The following is a 16417-nucleotide window of genomic DNA, read 5'->3' as shown; positions in this document are numbered from 1 at the left end:
CTGTGGATAGCGTGCGTCAAAACGCGACCAAGAAAACTGAAGGCAAAACTGGAGACCAAAACAATTCTCGGCTGAGAGAATCGAAGCAGACAATTTGAAGCATCTCGCAATCGCGTCGTCAGCATCGCCAACATCCGGACAATCACGGGCACGGATCGTTCGCTGATGCGAAGGTTTTGCCACATTCCTGCCTGCTCGCCGTACCATTGAGACCGCAGAACCGACGCGCGTTGATCACCCGAGCGACCCGAGATGAAGACCGTTCAGACCCTTAGCTGCCTCGCCGCCGTTGCGTGGCTTGCGTCCTGCGCCGGCGCGCAGGCGCAATCGCGCGCGCAATATGAGGCGATGGTGGCGGCCGAGGCGCAGGCCAATCTGGTGCCGGAAGAGCTGGTGCATCGCGTCATCGTCCGCGAGAGCAAGTACCAGCCGCATTTGATCGGGCGCGGCGGCGCCATCGGCATGATGCAGATCAAGCTCGCGACCGCCCGCGGGGTCGGCTACACCGGTACCGCCGAAGGCCTGCGCGACGCCGCGACCAACCTCCGATACGGCGTCAGATACCTCGCCGGCGCCTATCGCGCCGCCAACGGCGATTTCGACCGAGCCGTGCGTTATTTCGCGGGCGGGTATTACTACGTCGCAAAGCGGCAGCGCGGCGGTCACCTCAAGGAGGCGATCCATGGCACCGCCGGTGCGCCGCCGAAGGAGCTCGCGAAGTCTGACCAGATGCCGGTCGAGACCACCGAGCCGAAGCCGGAACAGGCCGAAAAATAGAGCCTATCGCCGCGCGAAGCGCTTGGCGCGGCTCTGGCCGTCCCCGCGGCAACCCTTCACTGCAGATCACGCGTTCCTACGGCTGTAACCTCGTGTGAGGAGCTGCGGCACCACGGCGCGCCCGCTGCTGGCATACAAGTTGACACACAGGCCCATCCGCCTACATTAGAGCCGTTCCGAGGGGTGCTCCGAAGGAGGAGCTGAGATACCGCAAGCTTGGACTTCGCCATCTTGGCGATCAGTTCGGGACCGCGGTGACCCTTTGAACCTGATCCGGGTCATGCCGGCGAAGGGACAGGGATGTATCAGACGTCAAGACCGCGGGGGGATTCCCCCGTCTCCATCATCGGCGCAGGCATAGCCGGCGCCTGGCATGCGTTGTTGCTCGCAGAGGCCGGACGTGCGGTCACCCTGCATGAGCGCGGTGACGCCGGGATGACGGAATCCACAAGCCATTGGGCCGGCGGCATGCTGGCGCCATGGTGCGAGGACGAGTCCGCCGAGCCGGTGATCTTCAGGCTCGGCGGCCGCTCGCTCTCGCTGTGGCGCGATCATTTTCCGCAAACCGCGTTCAACGGCTCGCTGGTGGTGGCGCATCCGCGCGATCGCACCGATTTCGAGCGCTTCGCCCGGCTCACCACCGGCTACCGCAGGCTGGATGCGCAGGCCGTGAATGCGCTCGAGCCGTCGCTCGAGGGCCGCTTCCGTGAGGGACTGTTCTATCCCGACGAGGGTCATGTCGAGCCGCGCCGGGTGCTGCCGCAGCTCCATGCCGCGATCGCCAAAGCCGGCGGCACCATCAAGTTCGGCAGCGCCGTCGAGGCCGATGATCTCGACGGCGTCGTGATCGACTGCCGCGGGCTTGCGGCGCGCGACCGCGAGCCGAGCCTGCGCGGCGTCAAGGGTGAGATGATCATCATCGAGACCACTGAGGTCGAGCTGTTGCGCCCGGTGCGGCTGATCCATCCGCGCTGGCCGCTCTATGTGATCCCGCGCGGCGACGGCCGCTTCATGCTGGGCGCGACCACGATCGAGGCCGAGGACACCGGCGTCAGCGTACGCTCGGCGCTGGAGCTGCTGGGCGCGGCCTATGTGGTGCATCCGGCCTTCGGCGAGGCGCGCATCGTCGAATTCGGCGCCGGGCTCAGGCCCGCATTTCCCGACAATCTGCCGAAAATCAGGATCGAGCAGGAACGCATCACGGTGAATGGACTCTACCGTCACGGCTTCCTGCTGGCGCCCGCGCTGGCCGAGCTGACGCTCGCCTATCTCGCGCGCGGCGAAATCGACAATGAGGTGATGCAATGCGTGTGATCGTGCAATGCGTGTAATTGTCAACGGCGAGCAGCGGGAGATCAACGCAGCCAGCGTCGACGCGCTCTTGGCCGAGCTCGACTACGAGGGCAGCCATTTCGCGATCGCGCTGAACTTCGACGTGGTGCCGAAGAGCCGCTGGGCCGAGACGCGGCTTCAAGCCGGCGACGAGATCGAGATCATCACGCCGCGGCAGGGAGGGTGATGTGATGCGTGCCCCCACTCTCTCCACGTCGTCCCGGCGAAAGCCGGGACCCATAACCACGACCGGTTATTGGCGAAATGAACAACGCCCCGCGCGCCCCATTGAAGGGCCGCGGCGTATGGGTCCCGGCTTTCGCCGGGACGACGAGTTGAGTGTGGGCTGAGAGCAGGGAGACAGCACAGACCATGGTCACCTTCTACGGCAAATCCTTCCCCTCCCGCCTGCTGATCGGCACCGCGCTGTATCCGTCGCCTGCGATCATGCAGAACGCGATCCGCGCCTCCGGCGCCAGCATCGTCACGGTGTCGCTGCGGCGTGAGGCGGCGGGCGGCAAGACCGGCGATGCGTTCTGGGCGCTGATCCGCGAGCTCGGCGTCACCGTGCTGCCGAACACCGCAGGCTGCCGCAGCGTCAAGGAGGCGGTGACCACCGCAAAGCTCGCGCGTGAATTGTTCGGCACACCCTGGATCAAGCTGGAAGTGATCGCCGACAACGACACGCTGCAACCCGATGTGGTCGGTCTGGTCGAAGCCGCCACCATCCTGATCAAGGACGGTTTTGAGGTGTTCCCCTATTGCACCGAGGATTTCTCGGTCGCCTCGCGCCTCGTCGACGCCGGCTGCAAGGTGGTGATGCCGTGGGCCGCGCCGATCGGCAGCGCCAAGGGCATCACCAACCGCGATGCGCTGAAACTGCTGCGCGACCGGCTGCCCGACATCACGCTGGTGGTCGACGCCGGCCTTGGCGCGCCGTCGCATGCCGCCGAAGCGCTCGAGCTCGGCTATGACGCCGTGCTGCTCAACACCGCGATCGCCAAGGCCGACGATCCCGTGGCGATGGCCAACGCCTTCCGCCTCGGCGTCGAGGCCGGCCGCACTGCTTACGAAGCCGGGCTGATGCAAGCCCGCGACTTCGCCTCCCCCTCCACCCCTGTCGTTGGGACCCCGTTCTGGCATGCCGTATCCTGATCCGTTCTATCCCGTCGTCGACAGCGTCCAGTGGGTCGAGCGCCTGACAAAGCTCGGCGTCGGCACCATCCAGCTGCGCGCGAAGGAGCTCGACGATTCCGGGGCGTTGCAGATCGTCACCGACGCGCTGGCGATCACCAAGGGCACGCCGACAAAACTCGTCGTCAACGATTACTGGCGCGCGGCGATCGTCGCCGGCGCCGAGCACCTGCATCTCGGCCAGGAAGACCTCGCGGACGCGGATCTTGCTGAAATCCGCAAAGCGAAACTCACGCTCGGCGTCTCCACCCATGACGATGCCGAGCTCGCCACCGCGCTCGCCGCCAAGCCGGACTATGTCGCGCTCGGCCCGATCTTCTTCACCACGCTCAAATCGATGCGGTTCGAGCCGCAGGGCGTTCCGAAGATCACCGAATGGAAGAAGCGGGTCGGCAAGATCCCGCTTGTCGCGATCGGCGGCATCAAGTTCGAGCACGCCGCCGAGATCTTCGCCGCCGGCGCCGATTCGATTGCCGTCGTCAGTGACGTCACCCAAAACGCCGACCCCGACGCGCGGGTGCGGCAATGGCTCGGCCTCAGCGCGGAGGCCGCGTGATGGCAGACAACGCAAATTATCCATCCCGTCACCCCCGCGCAAAGGCTTCGCCTTTGTCGCTGGAGGTGGCCGCTTCTGCAGCGGCCCTCGAAGGGCGACGGCCCGGCTCGTCGACCCTTCGAGGCGCGCAAGTGCGCGCACCTCAGGGTGACGAGAACAACGCTTTCGCAAGAGATTAAAACGGAGGAATCCTCATGAACATCCGCTCCAACCCCGACACCACCCGTCCCGCCGTCACCACCGGCTCGTTGCCCGCCTCGCGCAAGATCTTCGCGACGCCCGCGAGCGCGCCCGATCTCCGCGTGCCGCTGCGCGAGATCATCCTGTCGGAAGGCGCCGGCGAGCCCAACCTGCCGGTCTATGACACCTCCGGTCCCTACACCGATCCCGACGTCACGATCGACGTCAACAACGGCCTGCCGCGCAATCGCCTCGCCTGGGTCAAAGAACGCGGCGGCGTCGAGGAATATCAGGGCCGCGACATCAAGCCGGAGGACAACGGCAATGTCGGCGCATCCCATGCCGCCAAGGCGTTCACCGCGCACCACACGCCGCTGCGCGGCCTCGACGGCCACAAGATCACCCAGCTCGAATTCGCCCGCGCCGGCATCATCACCAAGGAGATGATCTACGTCGCCGAGCGCGAGAATCTCGGCCGCAAGCAGCAGCTCGCGCGCGCCGAGGCAGCACTTGCCGACGGCGAGAGCTTCGGCGCCGCGGTGCCGGCCTTCATCACCCCGGAGTTCGTCCGCAGCGAGATCGCGCGCGGCCGCGCCATCATCCCCTCCAACATCAACCATGCCGAGCTCGAGCCGATGATCATCGGCCGCAACTTCCTGACCAAGATCAACGCCAATATCGGCAACTCGGCGGTGACCTCGTCGGTCGAGGAAGAGGTCGACAAGATGGTGTGGGCGATCCGCTGGGGCGCCGACACCGTGATGGACCTCTCCACGGGCCGCAACATCCACACCACCCGCGAATGGATCCTGCGCAACTCGCCGGTGCCGATCGGCACCGTGCCGATCTACCAGGCGCTGGAGAAATGCGAAGGCGATCCCGTCAAGCTGACCTGGGAGCTCTACAAGGACACCCTGATCGAGCAGTGCGAACAGGGCGTCGACTATTTCACGATCCACGCCGGCGTGCGGCTGTCCTACATCCACCTCACCGCCAACCGTGTCACCGGCATCGTCTCGCGCGGCGGCTCGATCATGGCGAAGTGGTGCCTGGCGCATCACAAGGAGAGCTTCCTCTACACCCATTTCGACGAGATCTGCGACCTCATGCGCAAGTATGACGTCTCGTTCTCGCTCGGCGACGGCCTGCGCCCGGGCTCGATCGCGGACGCCAACGACCGCGCGCAGTTCGCGGAGCTGGAGACGCTCGGCGAGCTGACCAAGATCGCGTGGGACAAGGGCTGCCAGGTCATGATCGAGGGCCCCGGCCACGTGCCGATGCACAAGATCAAGATCAACATGGACAAGCAGCTCAAGGAATGCGGCGAGGCGCCGTTCTACACCCTCGGGCCGCTGACCACCGACATCGCGCCGGGCTATGACCACATCACCTCGGGCATTGGTGCGGCGATGATCGGCTGGTTCGGCTGCGCGATGCTCTGCTACGTCACGCCGAAGGAGCATCTCGGCCTGCCCGACCGCAACGACGTCAAGGTCGGCGTCATCACCTACAAGATCGCCGCCCACGCCTCCGACCTCGCCAAGGGCCATCCCGCCGCGCAGCTCCGCGACGACGCGCTGTCCCGCGCCCGCTTCGACTTCCGCTGGCAGGACCAGTTCAACCTCGGCCTCGACCCCGAGACCGCGAAGAACTTCCACGACGAGACCCTGCCGAAGGAAGCCCACAAGGTCGCACATTTCTGCTCGATGTGCGGCCCGAAATTCTGCTCGATGAAGATCACCCAGGACGTCCGCGACTACGCCGCGACACTCAACGACCCGACCGGCGTCGGGGCGTCGATGTCAGGCACCATCGAAGACGGCATGGCGACGATGAGCGCCAAGTTCAAGGAGATGGGCGAGAACCTCTATCTCGACGCGGACAAGGTGAAGGAGAGCAATCGGGTGTTGTGACCCGCATTCGCCCTCACCGAGCGTCATGCCCGGGCTTGACCCGGGCATCCATCCAGAACGAGAAGGCCGGGCTATCGCCCGGTCTTTTTGTTTTGGAAGCGCGATGAGCTAGTTGTGCATGTGGATCATACGGGATCGATCAGAACGACTACCGGCTCAAGGCCGAAGCTTAGCGCTGCGGCGGAGACACCTGGTGCCCCGCAGGACTATTGATTTGGATCAACGAAAGAGCCGCGGTCTCATACCTTTCTATGATGTTCAAAGCGAGGGCCCGCGTCGGGGGTGTTATCCCGCTCCCTTCAAATAGATGATGTGGCGACAATTCCACGTCCGGTTGGCAGAGGCCCATCGCCCCTTTAACTGGAGAGATTCATGAAAATCTTCATTGGGGTGCTATTCGTACTTGTAGTTGCGCAATCGACATCGACACAGGCTGGGAGTTTGGACGGAGCCTGGACCATGGACGCCGCGGCCTGCAATGAGATATTCACCAAGGAGAACAACAAGCTTGCGTTCAAGCGGGATGCTGATCTCCACGCAGGCGGCTTGATCGTGCAGGGAAAGCAAATCACCGGCACGTTTCAAAAATGCTCAGTCAAATCGTTGCACGAAGACGGGCAGAACGTTCGGCTGATCGCAGCTTGCTCGGACGGCATCGCGATTTCAGACGTCACATTCGACGTGAGACTCTCTGGAGAGAACAAGATCACGCTCAGCTCCAAGGAACCGGTTCCGGTGGAGACGCCGTATGTCCGCTGCTCGATGTGATGCCGGTGGCGATGACTAAGGTGAGTTAGCCGAAGGCGTAACCCGCCGATTGGGCGGCGCGAAGATAGTGGGTTACGCTTCGCTAACCCACCCTACGACGCCGACGCGTTGACTACCACCTGTGCGCTGCCACCTGGCGCCCCCGCCCCAAACTCAATCTCCTGATAACCCTTCTCCGCAACCCCGTTGATAATCCCCAGAAACTTCGGCGTGCCGCCGTTGTAGACGAAGTACCGCACCGTGCCCTCCTCGTGGCCGGGGACGTTGGAGTTGTAGCCGGTGAACCAACCCTTGGCTTTGCGCATCAGCATGATCTCGTACATCTTGACGACATGCGCGGTCCAACGCTGCTGCGCCTCCAGCGTGGCGTCGGCGCGGGTCAGGCCGCGGTCCCACATGTATTGCAGCAGGTTGGTGCACCAGTTGACGCCGTTCTCGATGCCGCGCGGGAAGTTCGTGGAAGCCGATGCGCTTTGCGGGCCGGTCGGCATCAAGAGGTTCGGGAAGCCGTGCACGAGCATGCCGAGGAAGGTCGACGGCGCCTGCTTCCATTTGTCGGCGAGCCGCTCGCCGCCGATGCCGCGGATATCGATCAGGTCATAGGCGCCGGTGATGGCGTCGAAGCCGGTGGCGTAGACGATGATGTCGAAGGCGTAGTCGCGCGCCGTGGTGCGCAGGCCTTGCTCGGTGACGCGCACCAGCGGCGTCTCGGAGAGATCGACGAGCTGCACATTGTCGCGATTGTAGGCCTCGAAATACCGGGTCTCCAGCGGCAGGCGCTGCACGCCGAAGCCGTGATCTCGCGGGATCAGCTTCTCGGCGACCTCGGGATCGTTGACGCGGCCGCGGATGCGGCCCGCGATGTATTCAGAGAGCTCTGCATTGGCGGCCTCGTCCATGAAAATCTCGCGGAAGTTCGCGAGCCAGATGCCGAAGCCGGGCTCGTCGTAGAGCCTGTCCCACAGCGCAAGGCGCTCCTCGCGGCTCACCTCGTAGAAGCCGCGCTTGTCCGGCCCATGGACGAAACTGCCCGGCGTCAGCGCGCAGGCGGCGAATATCTCGTCGTAGCGGGCGCGGATGTCGGTCATCTCGGCTTCCGAGATCGCAGAGTTGTTCAGCGGCGCGCTCCAGTTCGGCCGGCGCTGGAACACCGTGAGCTCGCCGACCTTGTCGGCAATCTCGCCGATCACCTGAATGCCGGTCGCGCCGGTGCCGATCACGGCAACTTTCTTGCCGGCGAGATCGACCGGTTCGTGCGGCCAGAAATAGGTATGGAACGAGCGGCCCTTGAAGTCCTCGATCCCAGGCACGCGCGGCATGGTCGGCGCCGAGAGCAGCCCGATCGCGAGCACCACGAAGCGGCAGGTCAGTTCGCGGCCGTCGCCGAGTGTCAATCGCCAGAGATCGCGCGCCTCGTCGAACTGCATGGTCTCGACCTTGCAATTGAACTGCATGTGCCTGCGCAGGTCGAACTTGTCGGCGACGTAGTTGAGGTAGCGCAAATTCTCCGGCTGGCCGGAGAAGCGCTCCTTCCAGTGCCATTCGTCGAGCAGCTCGCGCGAGAACGAGAAGCCGTAGGTGTAGCTCTCCGAGTCGAAACGACAGCCGGGATAGCGGTTCCAGTACCAGGTGCCGCCGAGATCGGGCGCAGCTTCCAGCACGGTGGCGTCGATGCCGAGATCGGCCAGCCGCTTGATCTGGTAGATGCCCGCGACGCCGGCGCCGACCACGATCACCTCGTAATGGGTTTTCGCCTCTCCCATGATTCCCGCTCCAAAATTCTTCTTGATCTGTTTGACAGGATTACAGACCGTTTTGCCGGATCAGGCAACCGCGACGCGGCGCACGCGACTTGCGTTGAGGCGCTGCAAGCGCCACATCGATCACTGCGTTTCAACGCGCGGAAATCCGGACGAGCAACATGGACGACAATCTCACCGGCGTCTGGGACGGCAGCTATGTGCAGCCGAGCGGCATGGTCACGTTCCTGGCGACGCTGATCAACGCCGGCGGTGCGCTCGGCGGCAGCGTGACCGAACCGTGCGTGATGCCGGGCTGCCCGATCAGCACCCACAATGCTTCGCTGGCGGGGCATCGCTCCGGCAGCGCGGTCACGTTCGTCAAGCGCTACGAGCCACCCGGCTACGGCTACGACACGGTGCATTATGAGGGCGCGGTCAATGCCGACGCGACGGAGATCGACGGCCGCTGGAGCATCCGCGGCACGGCGTTCTCGGGACGGTTCTTGATGGTGCGTGCGACCGGGCCGGCGCAAGCGGTGACGACCGAAGACGAGATCAAGGAGCCGGTGCGTTAGCGCCTGATGAGATCAGGGCAATCGAGCCGCGGACTCCGCTTCACCTGGCCCCACGTGCGGCAGGGTGAGGCGCGGCGGCCCTACTTCGGAATAATAGAATAATGCCACTGAGTTGCCCGACATGTCAAGGTGCCGTGTCGAATGCCGGCACGCCGCTGGCTACTGTGCATGGGGTTGTTTTCGATGTTTTGGGAATCCGCCCCTACGGAGGCAGCCATCTGCCTGCCGCGCCCTAGCGGGCACGCCTCAGCTCAACGACGCCAGCTCACGCGCGAGGTTGTCGCGGGCACGGCGGTCGTAGGTCGCCGCAAAGCCGGCGTCGGGGAAGATCACCGGGCGCTCGGCAAAGTGGCGAAGCACCCTGGCGCGGCCGGCGCGATAGTCGGCATCGCCGACATGGATGAACTCCTGCCGGATCGCGGCCGCATAGGCATCGTAGCGCGCGGGCTCGGCGCCGAGGATGCTGAGGTCGATCGAGATCAGGATCGCGCCGAGGCGATCGCCGGCCTGCACGTCGTGCGTCTTTGTCAAACGGATCAGGCGGCCGACCTCGTGGGCGATCTCGGCGCGGACATGCCGTTCGGCGAGCTGCGCGCTCAGCTCTTCATTGTCCGGCCGGGTCGCGTCGTAGACGACATCGTGCCACCAGATCGCATCCGACAGGATCTCGCGCTCGCCCGTGGAAATGCCGTCGACACGCGCGAGCGCCGCAAGGCAGTCCTCGATATGCGCGAGGTTGTGATAATGGCGGCCGGGTGCCGTGTAGGCAGCAGCCAATTCGTCGCGGGTCATGGTCGAATGATAGAACGACCACGGCGGAAATGGTAGGCAGTCACCCGGATGAGCGACCTGCGCGACACCGACCTCCACCGCCTCCCCGACCAGCTCCGCGCCAATCTGCGCCTGGTGTTCGTCGGCACCGCGGCCAGCACGCGCTCAGCCGCGGTCGGGCATTACTACGCGCATCCCGGCAACCGATTCTGGCGCGCGCTGCATGAGGCCGGCATCACGCCGCGACGTTATCAGCCCGACGAGTTCGCGGCATTGCTCGCGCTCGGCATCGGCTTCACCGATCTCTCCAAGACCGGCGCCGGGATGGATCATGAGATCGCGCGAGGCTCGTTCGACGTGGTGGGCTTCAGGACGAAGATCGAGACAGTTCGACCGAAGACGATTGCCTTCACCAGCAAGAAGGCAGCGAGCCTGTTCTACAACAAGCCGACCAGCGCGCTTGCGCTCGGGAGGCAGCCGCCGATGAACGGATTTCCGGATGTGTTCGTACTGCCGTCGCCATCGGGCGCAGCCTCCGGGCATTGGACGTTGCAGCCGTGGCGCGAGTTGGCGCAGTGGATCACGAAATCGTAGGGTGGGTTAGCCGACTACGTCCGCCGTAGCTCAACGAGCGAAGGCGGAAGGCGTAACCCGCCATCTTCAATCGCGGATACGAGTCGGTGGATTACGCTTCGCTAATCCACCCTCCGGACCGCCTATTCCTTCAACGTGATCGCCAACCCGCTGAGGTCGACATTGGCCATCAGGCCGACCTGCTTGCCGCTCAGTTCGAGCACCGCGCCGTTCTGGTTGGTCAGGAGGATGCCGCGCATGCCGGCGCCGAGCGCGACGCCCACGCCCGCCGCGGCGTAGACGCCGGCGATATCCTGGGCGCGGCGGATGTTGCGCACCTTGCCCTGCAACGTGGTCTGCGAGCCGCCGAACACGAGGCCGTAATCCAGCCCGCCGGCGGTGAGCCCGTAGGTCTGGCCGTGGAAGGTCAGGACGCCCTTGCCGGCGGAGCCGCCGAAGATCCAGCCGCCCTTGAAGATGACGAGCGTCACCGCGCCTTCATCGGCCAACGCGGCGGACGATCCGGTGAGCAGCGCCAGCGCGAACAGCACGGCGCGGGCGGCGGACGACAATTTCATGGGGAGTTCTCCAGATCGAATCGGGGCAATCCGACCGGGTGGCGGCACGTCGAAATGCCGGCAAAACACGCAGGATTGCGCTTGTTCATGTTGGCGCGGAGTCTATCATCGCCGATATGGTCGCGCGACCATTGGCGCATATGCGCCCACCGCTTTGCGCCATCGCTGAGGAGTTTGCGCAACAGGGACCCGCATCGATGCACAATTTCACCCCACTTTCCGGCCTCTTTGGCGGCGCGCTGATCGGGCTCGCCGCGGCGCTCCTGATGCTGCTGACCGGGCGAATCGCCGGGGTGACCGGCATCGCCGGCGGCCTGCTCCAGCCCGATACCAGCGATCGCGGCTGGCGCATCGCGTTCATCTTCGGGCTGATCGCGGCGCCGCTGGTTGCGGCATTGTTCGGCGCGCCGCTGCCGCGGCCGGCGATGAACGGAAGCCTCGTCGTGATCGCGATCGCAGGCCTCCTGGTCGGGTTCGGCACCCGCATGGGCAATGGCTGCACCTCGGGCCACGGCGTCTGCGGCTTCGCGCGGCTGTCCGGCCGCTCGATCGTGGCGACGTTCATCTTCATGACGGCGGCGATCGCGACGGTCGCGGTCACAAGACATGTGATCGGAGGTTAGCCATGCCGGTTCTCGCAAGCTTCATCTGCGGTCTGATCTTCGGCGCGGGCCTCCTGATCTCCGGCATGACCGATCCACAGAAGGTGCTCGGCTTCCTCGACCTGTTCGGCGCCTGGGATGCGACGCTCGCCTTCGTGATGGCGGGGGCGGTTGCGGTCGCCGCCACAGGCTTTGCGATCGCGCGGCGGCGCACCGCGCCCGCCTTCTCGGCGCGCTTCGTCTGGCCCGACCGCAACGACATCGATGCGTCGCTGGTCGGCGGCGCCGTGCTGTTCGGCATCGGCTGGGGCCTCGCCGGCATCTGCCCCGGGCCGGCATTGGTCAATCTCGCCGGGCTCTCATTGCCGATCGTGGTGTTCGTCATCGCGATGCTGGCCGGCATGATCGGCAACGGGCTGTGGCGCGGGCGGGCCGCCGCGCCACGCGCCATCGAAACCTCTCCCCTTCCCTCTCGCGCAGACGGGTGATCCCATGACAGAGATCAAGCACTTCCCTCCGCCGCCCGGCGTCCAGGCGCCGCCGCTCTCGTTCGGCGCCCGTGTCGGCGATTTGCTGTTCATATCCGGCATTCCCGGCTTCGACGCCAACCGCGAGCTGCCCGACAGTTTCGAGGCGCAGTTCGCCAACGTCGTGACCAATTTCAAGCGCGTGCTGACCGAGGCGGGCGCGACGATGCGCGACCTGGTCAAGGTCAACGTGCTGCTGACCCGCGCCAGCGACGTCGCCACCATGAACGCGCTCTATGCCGGCGCGTTCGGCCCCGCCCCCTACCCCGCGCGCACCACCTGCGTGGTGCTGGCGCTGCCCAATCCGAAAATGCTGATCGAGATCGAGGGCGTGGCGTCAGTGAAGGGGTGACGCGTCCCCGGACGCGGCACGATCGCCAACACCACACGTCCGCGCGGCGGCGTCAGCTCACCTCGCTGCGCGGAACGGCGTGCTCTTTGCTGCGGTCGACTTTCAAGAAGCGCTCGATCTCCGTCAGGAGCTGGCGAAGCTCTTCAGCCGTGAAGGCTTGCAGAATACCCGCGATCTGCTCACTGAACGGCTCCTGTTCATCCGGAGCGTGATTACCAGCCATCGCTTCCCCCGTGTTCACGACAGGGCTCGCCGGATACCGGCGACTCATCACTTGACGCAAGGGTATGTCGTCGAGGGTACGAGCGGCCAGTGCAGTTTGTGCCGACCTGAATTTCCGCCGGTACGAGAACGCACAGTCGCGTCCTCATCCTCACCTGTCATCGCCCGGCTCGCCGCCTCCGCTAAGGCTTCGGCGTCTCTGGAATACTGGATCACCCGCATGTTTGACCGTTTGAATCGAAAACCAAACTCATCGTCGTCCCGGCGCAGGCCGGAACCCATAACCACCGATGCCAATTGCTGTGCCGCGCTAAAATAACGAGTCCCTCTCACAACACCGGCTGCGGCGTATGGGTCCCGGCCTTCGCCGGGACGACGATGTGGGAACATGCGCGCCCATATCCACATCGTGCAGTACGCGCAGCCTCTTCAGCCCTAGAACAGCGAGCCCTGCCCGTCATCCTCTCGCGCCGTCGTCTTCCGCGGCGCGGCCTTCTTCGCCGGCGGCGCATCCTCCGCGGCGATCTCCTCCGCGGTCATCGGCAGCAGCAATTGCGCATCGTCATTGGCAACCGCATTGACCCGCATCGTCACCTGGTGCCAGACGAACTCGCCGACATCGGGCCCCTTCAACATCGGCATCACGTCGTCGACATCATTGGGCAGGCAGTCGAGCCAGCGCGCGAATTGCTCGGGGCGGATCGTGACGGGGACGCGGTGATGCAGCTGCGCGAGATCGGGGCTCGCCGGCGCGGTGACGATCGCAACCGTGTCCTGCTCCTCGCCGTTCGGGCCCATCCAGGTCTCGGCAAGTGCTGCGAAGGCGAGCGGATAGCCGTCGCGGCGATGGATGAAGAACGGCCGCTTGCGGCCGCCAGAATCGTGCCATTCGTAATAGCCGTCGGCTGGGATCAGCGCGCGGCGCCGCTTGATCGCGTTCTTGAACGCCGGCTTCTCGCGCACCGTCTCGGAGCGCGCGTTGATCAGCAGCGAGAAGGTGCGGGGGTCCTTGACCCAGGACGGGATCAGGCCCCAGCGCATCAATTGAAAATGCCGGCCGCCATTCTGCAGCAGCACGACCGGGATCGGCTGGGTCGGCGCAACATTATACCGTGGCGGAAAATTCGGCTGCTCGATATAGCCGAACATCTCCCGCAAGGCCGCCGGCGGCGAGGTTATGACAAAGCGTCCGCACATATTCCGTCCAGAGTGGTATCCGTTTATTCTGCCTTAACTTGGAACGTTAAAGACTGCGATCAATGACCTCAACGGCCGCCATAGCGGGCTCTTCCCCGCGACCGACGTACCCCGACGAGGCGCGGGCGGCGCAGTTGCGCGCCGCCAACATCAATCCCCGCACCGGGCTTGCGACCGACTACCTCAATCATTTCAACGAAGCCATCATGCTGCTGGAGATGGTGCCTGACCTGCCGGAATGCGCCGACGATTTCCTGGAATGGCAGCCGCTGTCCTATGCCGAGCATTTCACCGCGTCCAACTTCAAGGCACGTGACCTCGCGATCGAGGCCTACGAGATGGCGAACGCCAATATCCGGGCCGAATTCGACCAGCTCACCGACAGCATGACCAGGATCCTGACCGAGGTCGGCGCCGCGATGCGGCAGTTGCAGCAGGACAAGAGCCGGGTCGCGCTCGCCGAGCAGGCCATCGTCTGGGTCAAGCCGCTGGTGATGCAGACCGCCGGCGTCATCAACGGCGCCGCAGAGGCCGACGTCGACCGCATCATGGCGGGCGCCTGATTTATCGGGCATGGTGGTCTGCGAAACTGGTGCTGCCCTTTGACCTCTCCCGAACCCCCGATCCGCCCGCAGCTCGCCGTGTCAGGCGTGATTTTCCGCGACGGCAAGGTGCTGCTGGTCCGCCGCGCCCGCTCGCCGGGCAAGGGCTTCTATTCGCTGCCCGGCGGCCGGGTCGAGTTCGGCGAGACGCTGCACACCGCACTGCACCGGGAGATCGACGAGGAGACCGGTCTTAGGGTCGAGATCCTGGGGTTGGCCGGCTGGCGCGAGGTGCTGCCGACCCTTCCTGGCACCGGGCACTACATGATCATGACCTTCGCGGCGCGCTGGGCCTCCCGCGAGCCGGTGCTGAACGACGAGCACGACGATTTCAAATGGCTGGCGCCGGAGGAGATCGGCGACCTCAAGGTCACCGGTGGCCTCCACGAGGTGATTGCGGCCGCCCGGCGGCTGGTTTGAGGCCTGTTTCCGGGCGTTCCCGCCTTGCCTCGGGCGCATTGAGGGGGCATACCACGGCCATTCCGGAACCCCTGATGATCAGAGCCTTTCTCGCCGTTGTGATCCTGATGTCGGCATGCCTCGCGACGCCCGCCCGGGCGCAGGATGCGGCTGCGCCGTTCGACGGCGATTTGCAGCGGCTGGCCGAAATCCTCGGCGCCCTGCACTATCTGCGCGGCATCTGCAACGCCAACGAGGGCACCAAATGGCGCAACGAGATGCAGGCGCTGATCGACGCCGAGACCCCTTCCGGTGACCGCCGCGCCCGCATGGTTGCCGGCTTCAACCGCGGCTACAACGGCTTCCAGCAGACCTACCGGACCTGCACGCCCGCGGCGAGTGTGGCGATCCGCCGTTACATCGAGGAAGGCTCGAAGATCTCGCGCGACCTGACGGCCCGCTATGCCAACTGACCGCGCGATCTTCTTCGACCTCGACGGCACCCTGACCGACCCGAAGCCCGGCATCACCGGTTCGATCCAGTATGCGCTGGAAAAGCTCGGCCGCCCGGTTCCGTCGCAGGACGAATTGACCTGGTGCATCGGGCCGCCGCTCAGGGCGAGCTTTGCGATGCTGCTCGGCGGCGAGGAGCTCGCCGACCGGGCGGTCGAGCTCTACCGCGAGCGGTTCGGCGACGTCGGGCTGTTCGAGAACGCGGTCTATCCCGATATCGCGGAGGTTCTGGCGGAGCTGCGGCAGCGGCCCGGCCGCATCTACGTGGCGACCTCGAAGCCCCACGTGTTCGCGACCCGGATCGTCGCCCATTTCGGGCTTAACGGTTATTTCGACCACGTGTTCGGCTCGGAGTTCGACGGAACCCGGGTCAACAAGGTCGACCTGCTGGCCTATGCGCTGGAGCAGACCGGGGCAGATCCGGCCAAGGCCCTGATGATCGGCGACCGCAGCCATGACGTGATCGGCGCGAATCGCAACGGCATCCGCGCCGTCGGCGTCACCTATGGCTATGGTACGGCCGAGGAGCTGGTTGAGGCCGGCGCCAGCCATCTCTGCGCCTCGCCGCGCGCGGTGCTGGACCATATCCACAGCTCATTTGGCTGAGGGCGGGTGGGAACGCCCGAAATTCCCCTTTAAATGCCGTAACGGCCGTTAACCTTTTCGAAAGAAGTGGGCTAGGCGGTACCCGCATGCGTGATACATCTCACGCGTCGCAGTGGTTCGCTCCTCGGACCGCGCGCATTCATTTTGCAGAGTTTCATGCGCCATCCAGCGTCCTTCCATCACCAAGACGACCCACGTCCCGATCACGAACAGAAGCAGGCCGCGCTGGGCTATCTGAACGAGGCCTGGGCGGAAGCACGTCACGACGGCGTCGACGGCGACTGCCTTGCGCAGGCGAGCCTGTTTGCGGCGCTGGCCGAGCTCGTCACGACCTATGGCGAGGACGCGGTGGCGAAATTCGCCGAAGGCCTCCCCGCACGGGTGCGCAACGGCGAATTCTCGCTGGCGCTCGCCAGGCAGTAATCCCACAAGACGTTT

At 65.0% G+C, this 16417-nt stretch carries 22 protein-coding genes and 1 riboswitch; of the genes, 17 read left to right on the top strand and 5 right to left on the bottom strand.

Annotation, left to right across the window (positions count from 1 at the left end; translation table 11 throughout):
* Positions 1-252 precede the first annotated feature (252 nt).
* The 7 genes from JQ616_RS32725 to JQ616_RS32695 all read left to right on the top strand — a co-directional run bounded on the left by JQ616_RS32725 (position 253) and on the right by JQ616_RS32695 (position 6720).
* Positions 253-777 (top strand): lytic transglycosylase domain-containing protein, encoded by a 525-nt coding sequence (locus JQ616_RS32725; protein ID WP_212021987.1) that lies wholly within the window; start codon positions 253-255, stop codon positions 775-777.
* A gap of 169 nt (positions 778-946) precedes the next feature.
* A riboswitch (TPP riboswitch) is annotated at positions 947-1090 on the top strand.
* Complete coding sequence (locus JQ616_RS32720; protein ID WP_212021985.1) at positions 1078-2091, top strand: FAD-dependent oxidoreductase; 1014 nt, start codon at positions 1078-1080, stop codon at positions 2089-2091. It overlaps the preceding riboswitch by 13 nt.
* Positions 2092-2098: 7 nt before the next feature.
* Entirely contained in the window at positions 2099-2296 is a 198-nt protein-coding gene (thiS, locus tag JQ616_RS32715) for a sulfur carrier protein ThiS (protein ID WP_212021983.1), read from the top strand.
* 185 nt (positions 2297-2481) lie between these two features.
* Positions 2482-3264 carry a thiazole synthase gene (locus tag JQ616_RS32710; protein ID WP_212021981.1) on the top strand — a complete coding sequence of 261 codons (783 nt, stop codon included), beginning with the start codon at positions 2482-2484 and terminating at the stop codon, positions 3262-3264.
* Positions 3251-3859, top strand: a complete 609-nt coding sequence (locus JQ616_RS32705) for a thiamine phosphate synthase (protein ID WP_212021979.1) — start codon at positions 3251-3253, stop codon at positions 3857-3859. Before JQ616_RS32710 ends, JQ616_RS32705 begins: the two co-directional genes overlap by 14 nt.
* 194 nt (positions 3860-4053) lie before the next feature.
* Complete coding sequence (gene thiC / locus JQ616_RS32700; RefSeq protein WP_212021977.1) at positions 4054-5952, top strand: phosphomethylpyrimidine synthase ThiC; 1899 nt, start codon at positions 4054-4056, stop codon at positions 5950-5952.
* A gap of 372 nt (positions 5953-6324) precedes the next feature.
* Positions 6325-6720 carry a hypothetical protein gene (locus tag JQ616_RS32695; RefSeq protein WP_212021975.1) on the top strand — a complete coding sequence of 132 codons (396 nt, stop codon included), beginning with the start codon at positions 6325-6327 and terminating at the stop codon, positions 6718-6720.
* Between the two features lie 92 nt (positions 6721-6812).
* Here the strand turns inward: JQ616_RS32695 and JQ616_RS32690 are convergent, their stop codons facing one another.
* Positions 6813-8483 (bottom strand): flavin-containing monooxygenase, encoded by a 1671-nt coding sequence (locus tag JQ616_RS32690; protein WP_249137552.1) that lies wholly within the window; start codon positions 8481-8483, stop codon positions 6813-6815.
* A 158-nt stretch (positions 8484-8641) separates the two neighbouring features.
* On the opposite strand from JQ616_RS32690, the gene JQ616_RS32685 reads away from it, so the two are divergent.
* Entirely contained in the window at positions 8642-9037 is a 396-nt protein-coding gene (locus tag JQ616_RS32685) for a hypothetical protein (RefSeq protein ID WP_212021973.1), read from the top strand.
* Positions 9038-9283: 246 nt separating this feature from the next.
* Here the strand turns inward: JQ616_RS32685 and JQ616_RS32680 are convergent, their stop codons facing one another.
* Entirely contained in the window at positions 9284-9829 is a 546-nt protein-coding gene (locus JQ616_RS32680) for an HD domain-containing protein (RefSeq protein ID WP_212021972.1), read from the bottom strand.
* Between the two features lie 48 nt (positions 9830-9877).
* Between JQ616_RS32680 and JQ616_RS32675 the strand changes: the two genes are divergently transcribed.
* Positions 9878-10402: a mismatch-specific DNA-glycosylase gene (locus JQ616_RS32675; protein ID WP_212021970.1), complete on the top strand. Its 525-nt coding sequence runs from the start codon at positions 9878-9880 to the stop codon at positions 10400-10402.
* A gap of 122 nt (positions 10403-10524) precedes the next feature.
* Here JQ616_RS32675 and JQ616_RS32670 read toward each other — a convergent pair whose 3' ends face one another.
* Positions 10525-10959: a hypothetical protein gene (locus JQ616_RS32670; protein WP_212021968.1), complete on the bottom strand. Its 435-nt coding sequence runs from the start codon at positions 10957-10959 to the stop codon at positions 10525-10527.
* A 197-nt stretch (positions 10960-11156) separates the two neighbouring features.
* On the opposite strand from JQ616_RS32670, the gene JQ616_RS32665 reads away from it, so the two are divergent.
* From JQ616_RS32665 to JQ616_RS32655, 3 genes are read left to right on the top strand one after another with little or no spacing between them, the layout of a single operon-like run.
* Positions 11157-11582, top strand: coding sequence for a YeeE/YedE family protein (locus JQ616_RS32665; protein WP_212021966.1), 426 nt, complete (start codon positions 11157-11159; stop codon positions 11580-11582).
* Between the two features lie 2 nt (positions 11583-11584).
* Positions 11585-12049: a DUF6691 family protein gene (locus JQ616_RS32660; protein WP_212021964.1), complete on the top strand. Its 465-nt coding sequence runs from the start codon at positions 11585-11587 to the stop codon at positions 12047-12049.
* 4 nt (positions 12050-12053) lie between these two features.
* A complete protein-coding gene (locus JQ616_RS32655) occupies positions 12054-12440 on the top strand; it encodes a RidA family protein (RefSeq protein WP_212021962.1) in 387 nt (128 codons plus the stop codon).
* A 52-nt stretch (positions 12441-12492) separates the two neighbouring features.
* Here JQ616_RS32655 and JQ616_RS32650 read toward each other — a convergent pair whose 3' ends face one another.
* Both JQ616_RS32650 and JQ616_RS32645 read right to left on the bottom strand, forming a co-directional pair.
* A complete protein-coding gene (locus JQ616_RS32650; RefSeq protein ID WP_212021960.1) occupies positions 12493-12663 on the bottom strand; it encodes a hypothetical protein in 171 nt (56 codons plus the stop codon).
* 434 nt (positions 12664-13097) lie between these two features.
* Positions 13098-13859 carry an SOS response-associated peptidase gene (locus JQ616_RS32645; RefSeq protein WP_212021958.1) on the bottom strand — a complete coding sequence of 254 codons (762 nt, stop codon included), beginning with the start codon at positions 13857-13859 and terminating at the stop codon, positions 13098-13100.
* A gap of 62 nt (positions 13860-13921) precedes the next feature.
* Here JQ616_RS32645 and JQ616_RS32640 point away from each other — a divergent pair, with 62 nt between their 5' ends.
* From JQ616_RS32640 to JQ616_RS32620, 5 genes are all read left to right on the top strand, one after another.
* Positions 13922-14422, top strand: coding sequence for a hypothetical protein (locus tag JQ616_RS32640; RefSeq protein WP_212021956.1), 501 nt, complete (start codon positions 13922-13924; stop codon positions 14420-14422).
* Between the two features lie 39 nt (positions 14423-14461).
* Entirely contained in the window at positions 14462-14881 is a 420-nt protein-coding gene (locus tag JQ616_RS32635; protein ID WP_212021954.1) for an NUDIX hydrolase, read from the top strand.
* 74 nt (positions 14882-14955) lie between these two features.
* Entirely contained in the window at positions 14956-15333 is a 378-nt protein-coding gene (locus JQ616_RS32630) for a TIGR02301 family protein (RefSeq protein ID WP_212021952.1), read from the top strand.
* Positions 15323-15979 carry an HAD family hydrolase gene (locus JQ616_RS32625; protein WP_212021950.1) on the top strand — a complete coding sequence of 219 codons (657 nt, stop codon included), beginning with the start codon at positions 15323-15325 and terminating at the stop codon, positions 15977-15979. The genes JQ616_RS32630 and JQ616_RS32625 overlap by 11 nt, the downstream gene beginning before the upstream one ends.
* A gap of 156 nt (positions 15980-16135) precedes the next feature.
* A complete protein-coding gene (locus tag JQ616_RS32620; RefSeq protein ID WP_212021948.1) occupies positions 16136-16402 on the top strand; it encodes a hypothetical protein in 267 nt (88 codons plus the stop codon).
* Positions 16403-16417 lie beyond the last annotated feature (15 nt).

This window comes from Bradyrhizobium tropiciagri, from assembly GCF_018130545.1.
Lineage (GTDB): Bacteria > Pseudomonadota > Alphaproteobacteria > Rhizobiales > Xanthobacteraceae > Bradyrhizobium > Bradyrhizobium tropiciagri_A.
The sequence above is the reverse complement of the archived record's forward strand: the minus strand, read 5'-3'. Positions and strand labels throughout refer to the sequence as shown.

Bases quoted from the DNA above. Each gene is read 5' to 3' on its own strand.
- JQ616_RS32725 (WP_212021987.1), top strand. From the start codon at position 253: ATGAAGACCGTTCAGACCCTTAGCTGCCTCGCCGCCGTTGCGTGGCTT.
- JQ616_RS32720 (WP_212021985.1), top strand. From the start codon at position 1,078: ATGTATCAGACGTCAAGACCGCGGGGGGATTCCCCCGTCTCCATCATC.
- thiS (WP_212021983.1), top strand. From the start codon at position 2,099: ATGCGTGTAATTGTCAACGGCGAGCAGCGGGAGATCAACGCAGCCAGC.
- JQ616_RS32710 (WP_212021981.1), top strand. From the start codon at position 2,482: ATGGTCACCTTCTACGGCAAATCCTTCCCCTCCCGCCTGCTGATCGGC.
- JQ616_RS32705 (WP_212021979.1), top strand. From the start codon at position 3,251: ATGCCGTATCCTGATCCGTTCTATCCCGTCGTCGACAGCGTCCAGTGG.
- thiC (WP_212021977.1), top strand. From the start codon at position 4,054: ATGAACATCCGCTCCAACCCCGACACCACCCGTCCCGCCGTCACCACC.
- JQ616_RS32695 (WP_212021975.1), top strand. From the start codon at position 6,325: ATGAAAATCTTCATTGGGGTGCTATTCGTACTTGTAGTTGCGCAATCG.
- JQ616_RS32690 (WP_249137552.1), bottom strand. From the start codon at position 8,483: ATGGGAGAGGCGAAAACCCATTACGAGGTGATCGTGGTCGGCGCCGGC.
- JQ616_RS32685 (WP_212021973.1), top strand. From the start codon at position 8,642: ATGGACGACAATCTCACCGGCGTCTGGGACGGCAGCTATGTGCAGCCG.
- JQ616_RS32680 (WP_212021972.1), bottom strand. From the start codon at position 9,829: ATGACCCGCGACGAATTGGCTGCTGCCTACACGGCACCCGGCCGCCAT.
- JQ616_RS32675 (WP_212021970.1), top strand. From the start codon at position 9,878: ATGAGCGACCTGCGCGACACCGACCTCCACCGCCTCCCCGACCAGCTC.
- JQ616_RS32670 (WP_212021968.1), bottom strand. From the start codon at position 10,959: ATGAAATTGTCGTCCGCCGCCCGCGCCGTGCTGTTCGCGCTGGCGCTG.
- JQ616_RS32665 (WP_212021966.1), top strand. From the start codon at position 11,157: ATGCACAATTTCACCCCACTTTCCGGCCTCTTTGGCGGCGCGCTGATC.
- JQ616_RS32660 (WP_212021964.1), top strand. From the start codon at position 11,585: ATGCCGGTTCTCGCAAGCTTCATCTGCGGTCTGATCTTCGGCGCGGGC.
- JQ616_RS32655 (WP_212021962.1), top strand. From the start codon at position 12,054: ATGACAGAGATCAAGCACTTCCCTCCGCCGCCCGGCGTCCAGGCGCCG.
- JQ616_RS32650 (WP_212021960.1), bottom strand. From the start codon at position 12,663: ATGGCTGGTAATCACGCTCCGGATGAACAGGAGCCGTTCAGTGAGCAG.
- JQ616_RS32645 (WP_212021958.1), bottom strand. From the start codon at position 13,859: ATGTGCGGACGCTTTGTCATAACCTCGCCGCCGGCGGCCTTGCGGGAG.
- JQ616_RS32640 (WP_212021956.1), top strand. From the start codon at position 13,922: ATGACCTCAACGGCCGCCATAGCGGGCTCTTCCCCGCGACCGACGTAC.
- JQ616_RS32630 (WP_212021952.1), top strand. From the start codon at position 14,956: ATGATCAGAGCCTTTCTCGCCGTTGTGATCCTGATGTCGGCATGCCTC.
- JQ616_RS32625 (WP_212021950.1), top strand. From the start codon at position 15,323: ATGCCAACTGACCGCGCGATCTTCTTCGACCTCGACGGCACCCTGACC.
- JQ616_RS32620 (WP_212021948.1), top strand. From the start codon at position 16,136: ATGCGCCATCCAGCGTCCTTCCATCACCAAGACGACCCACGTCCCGAT.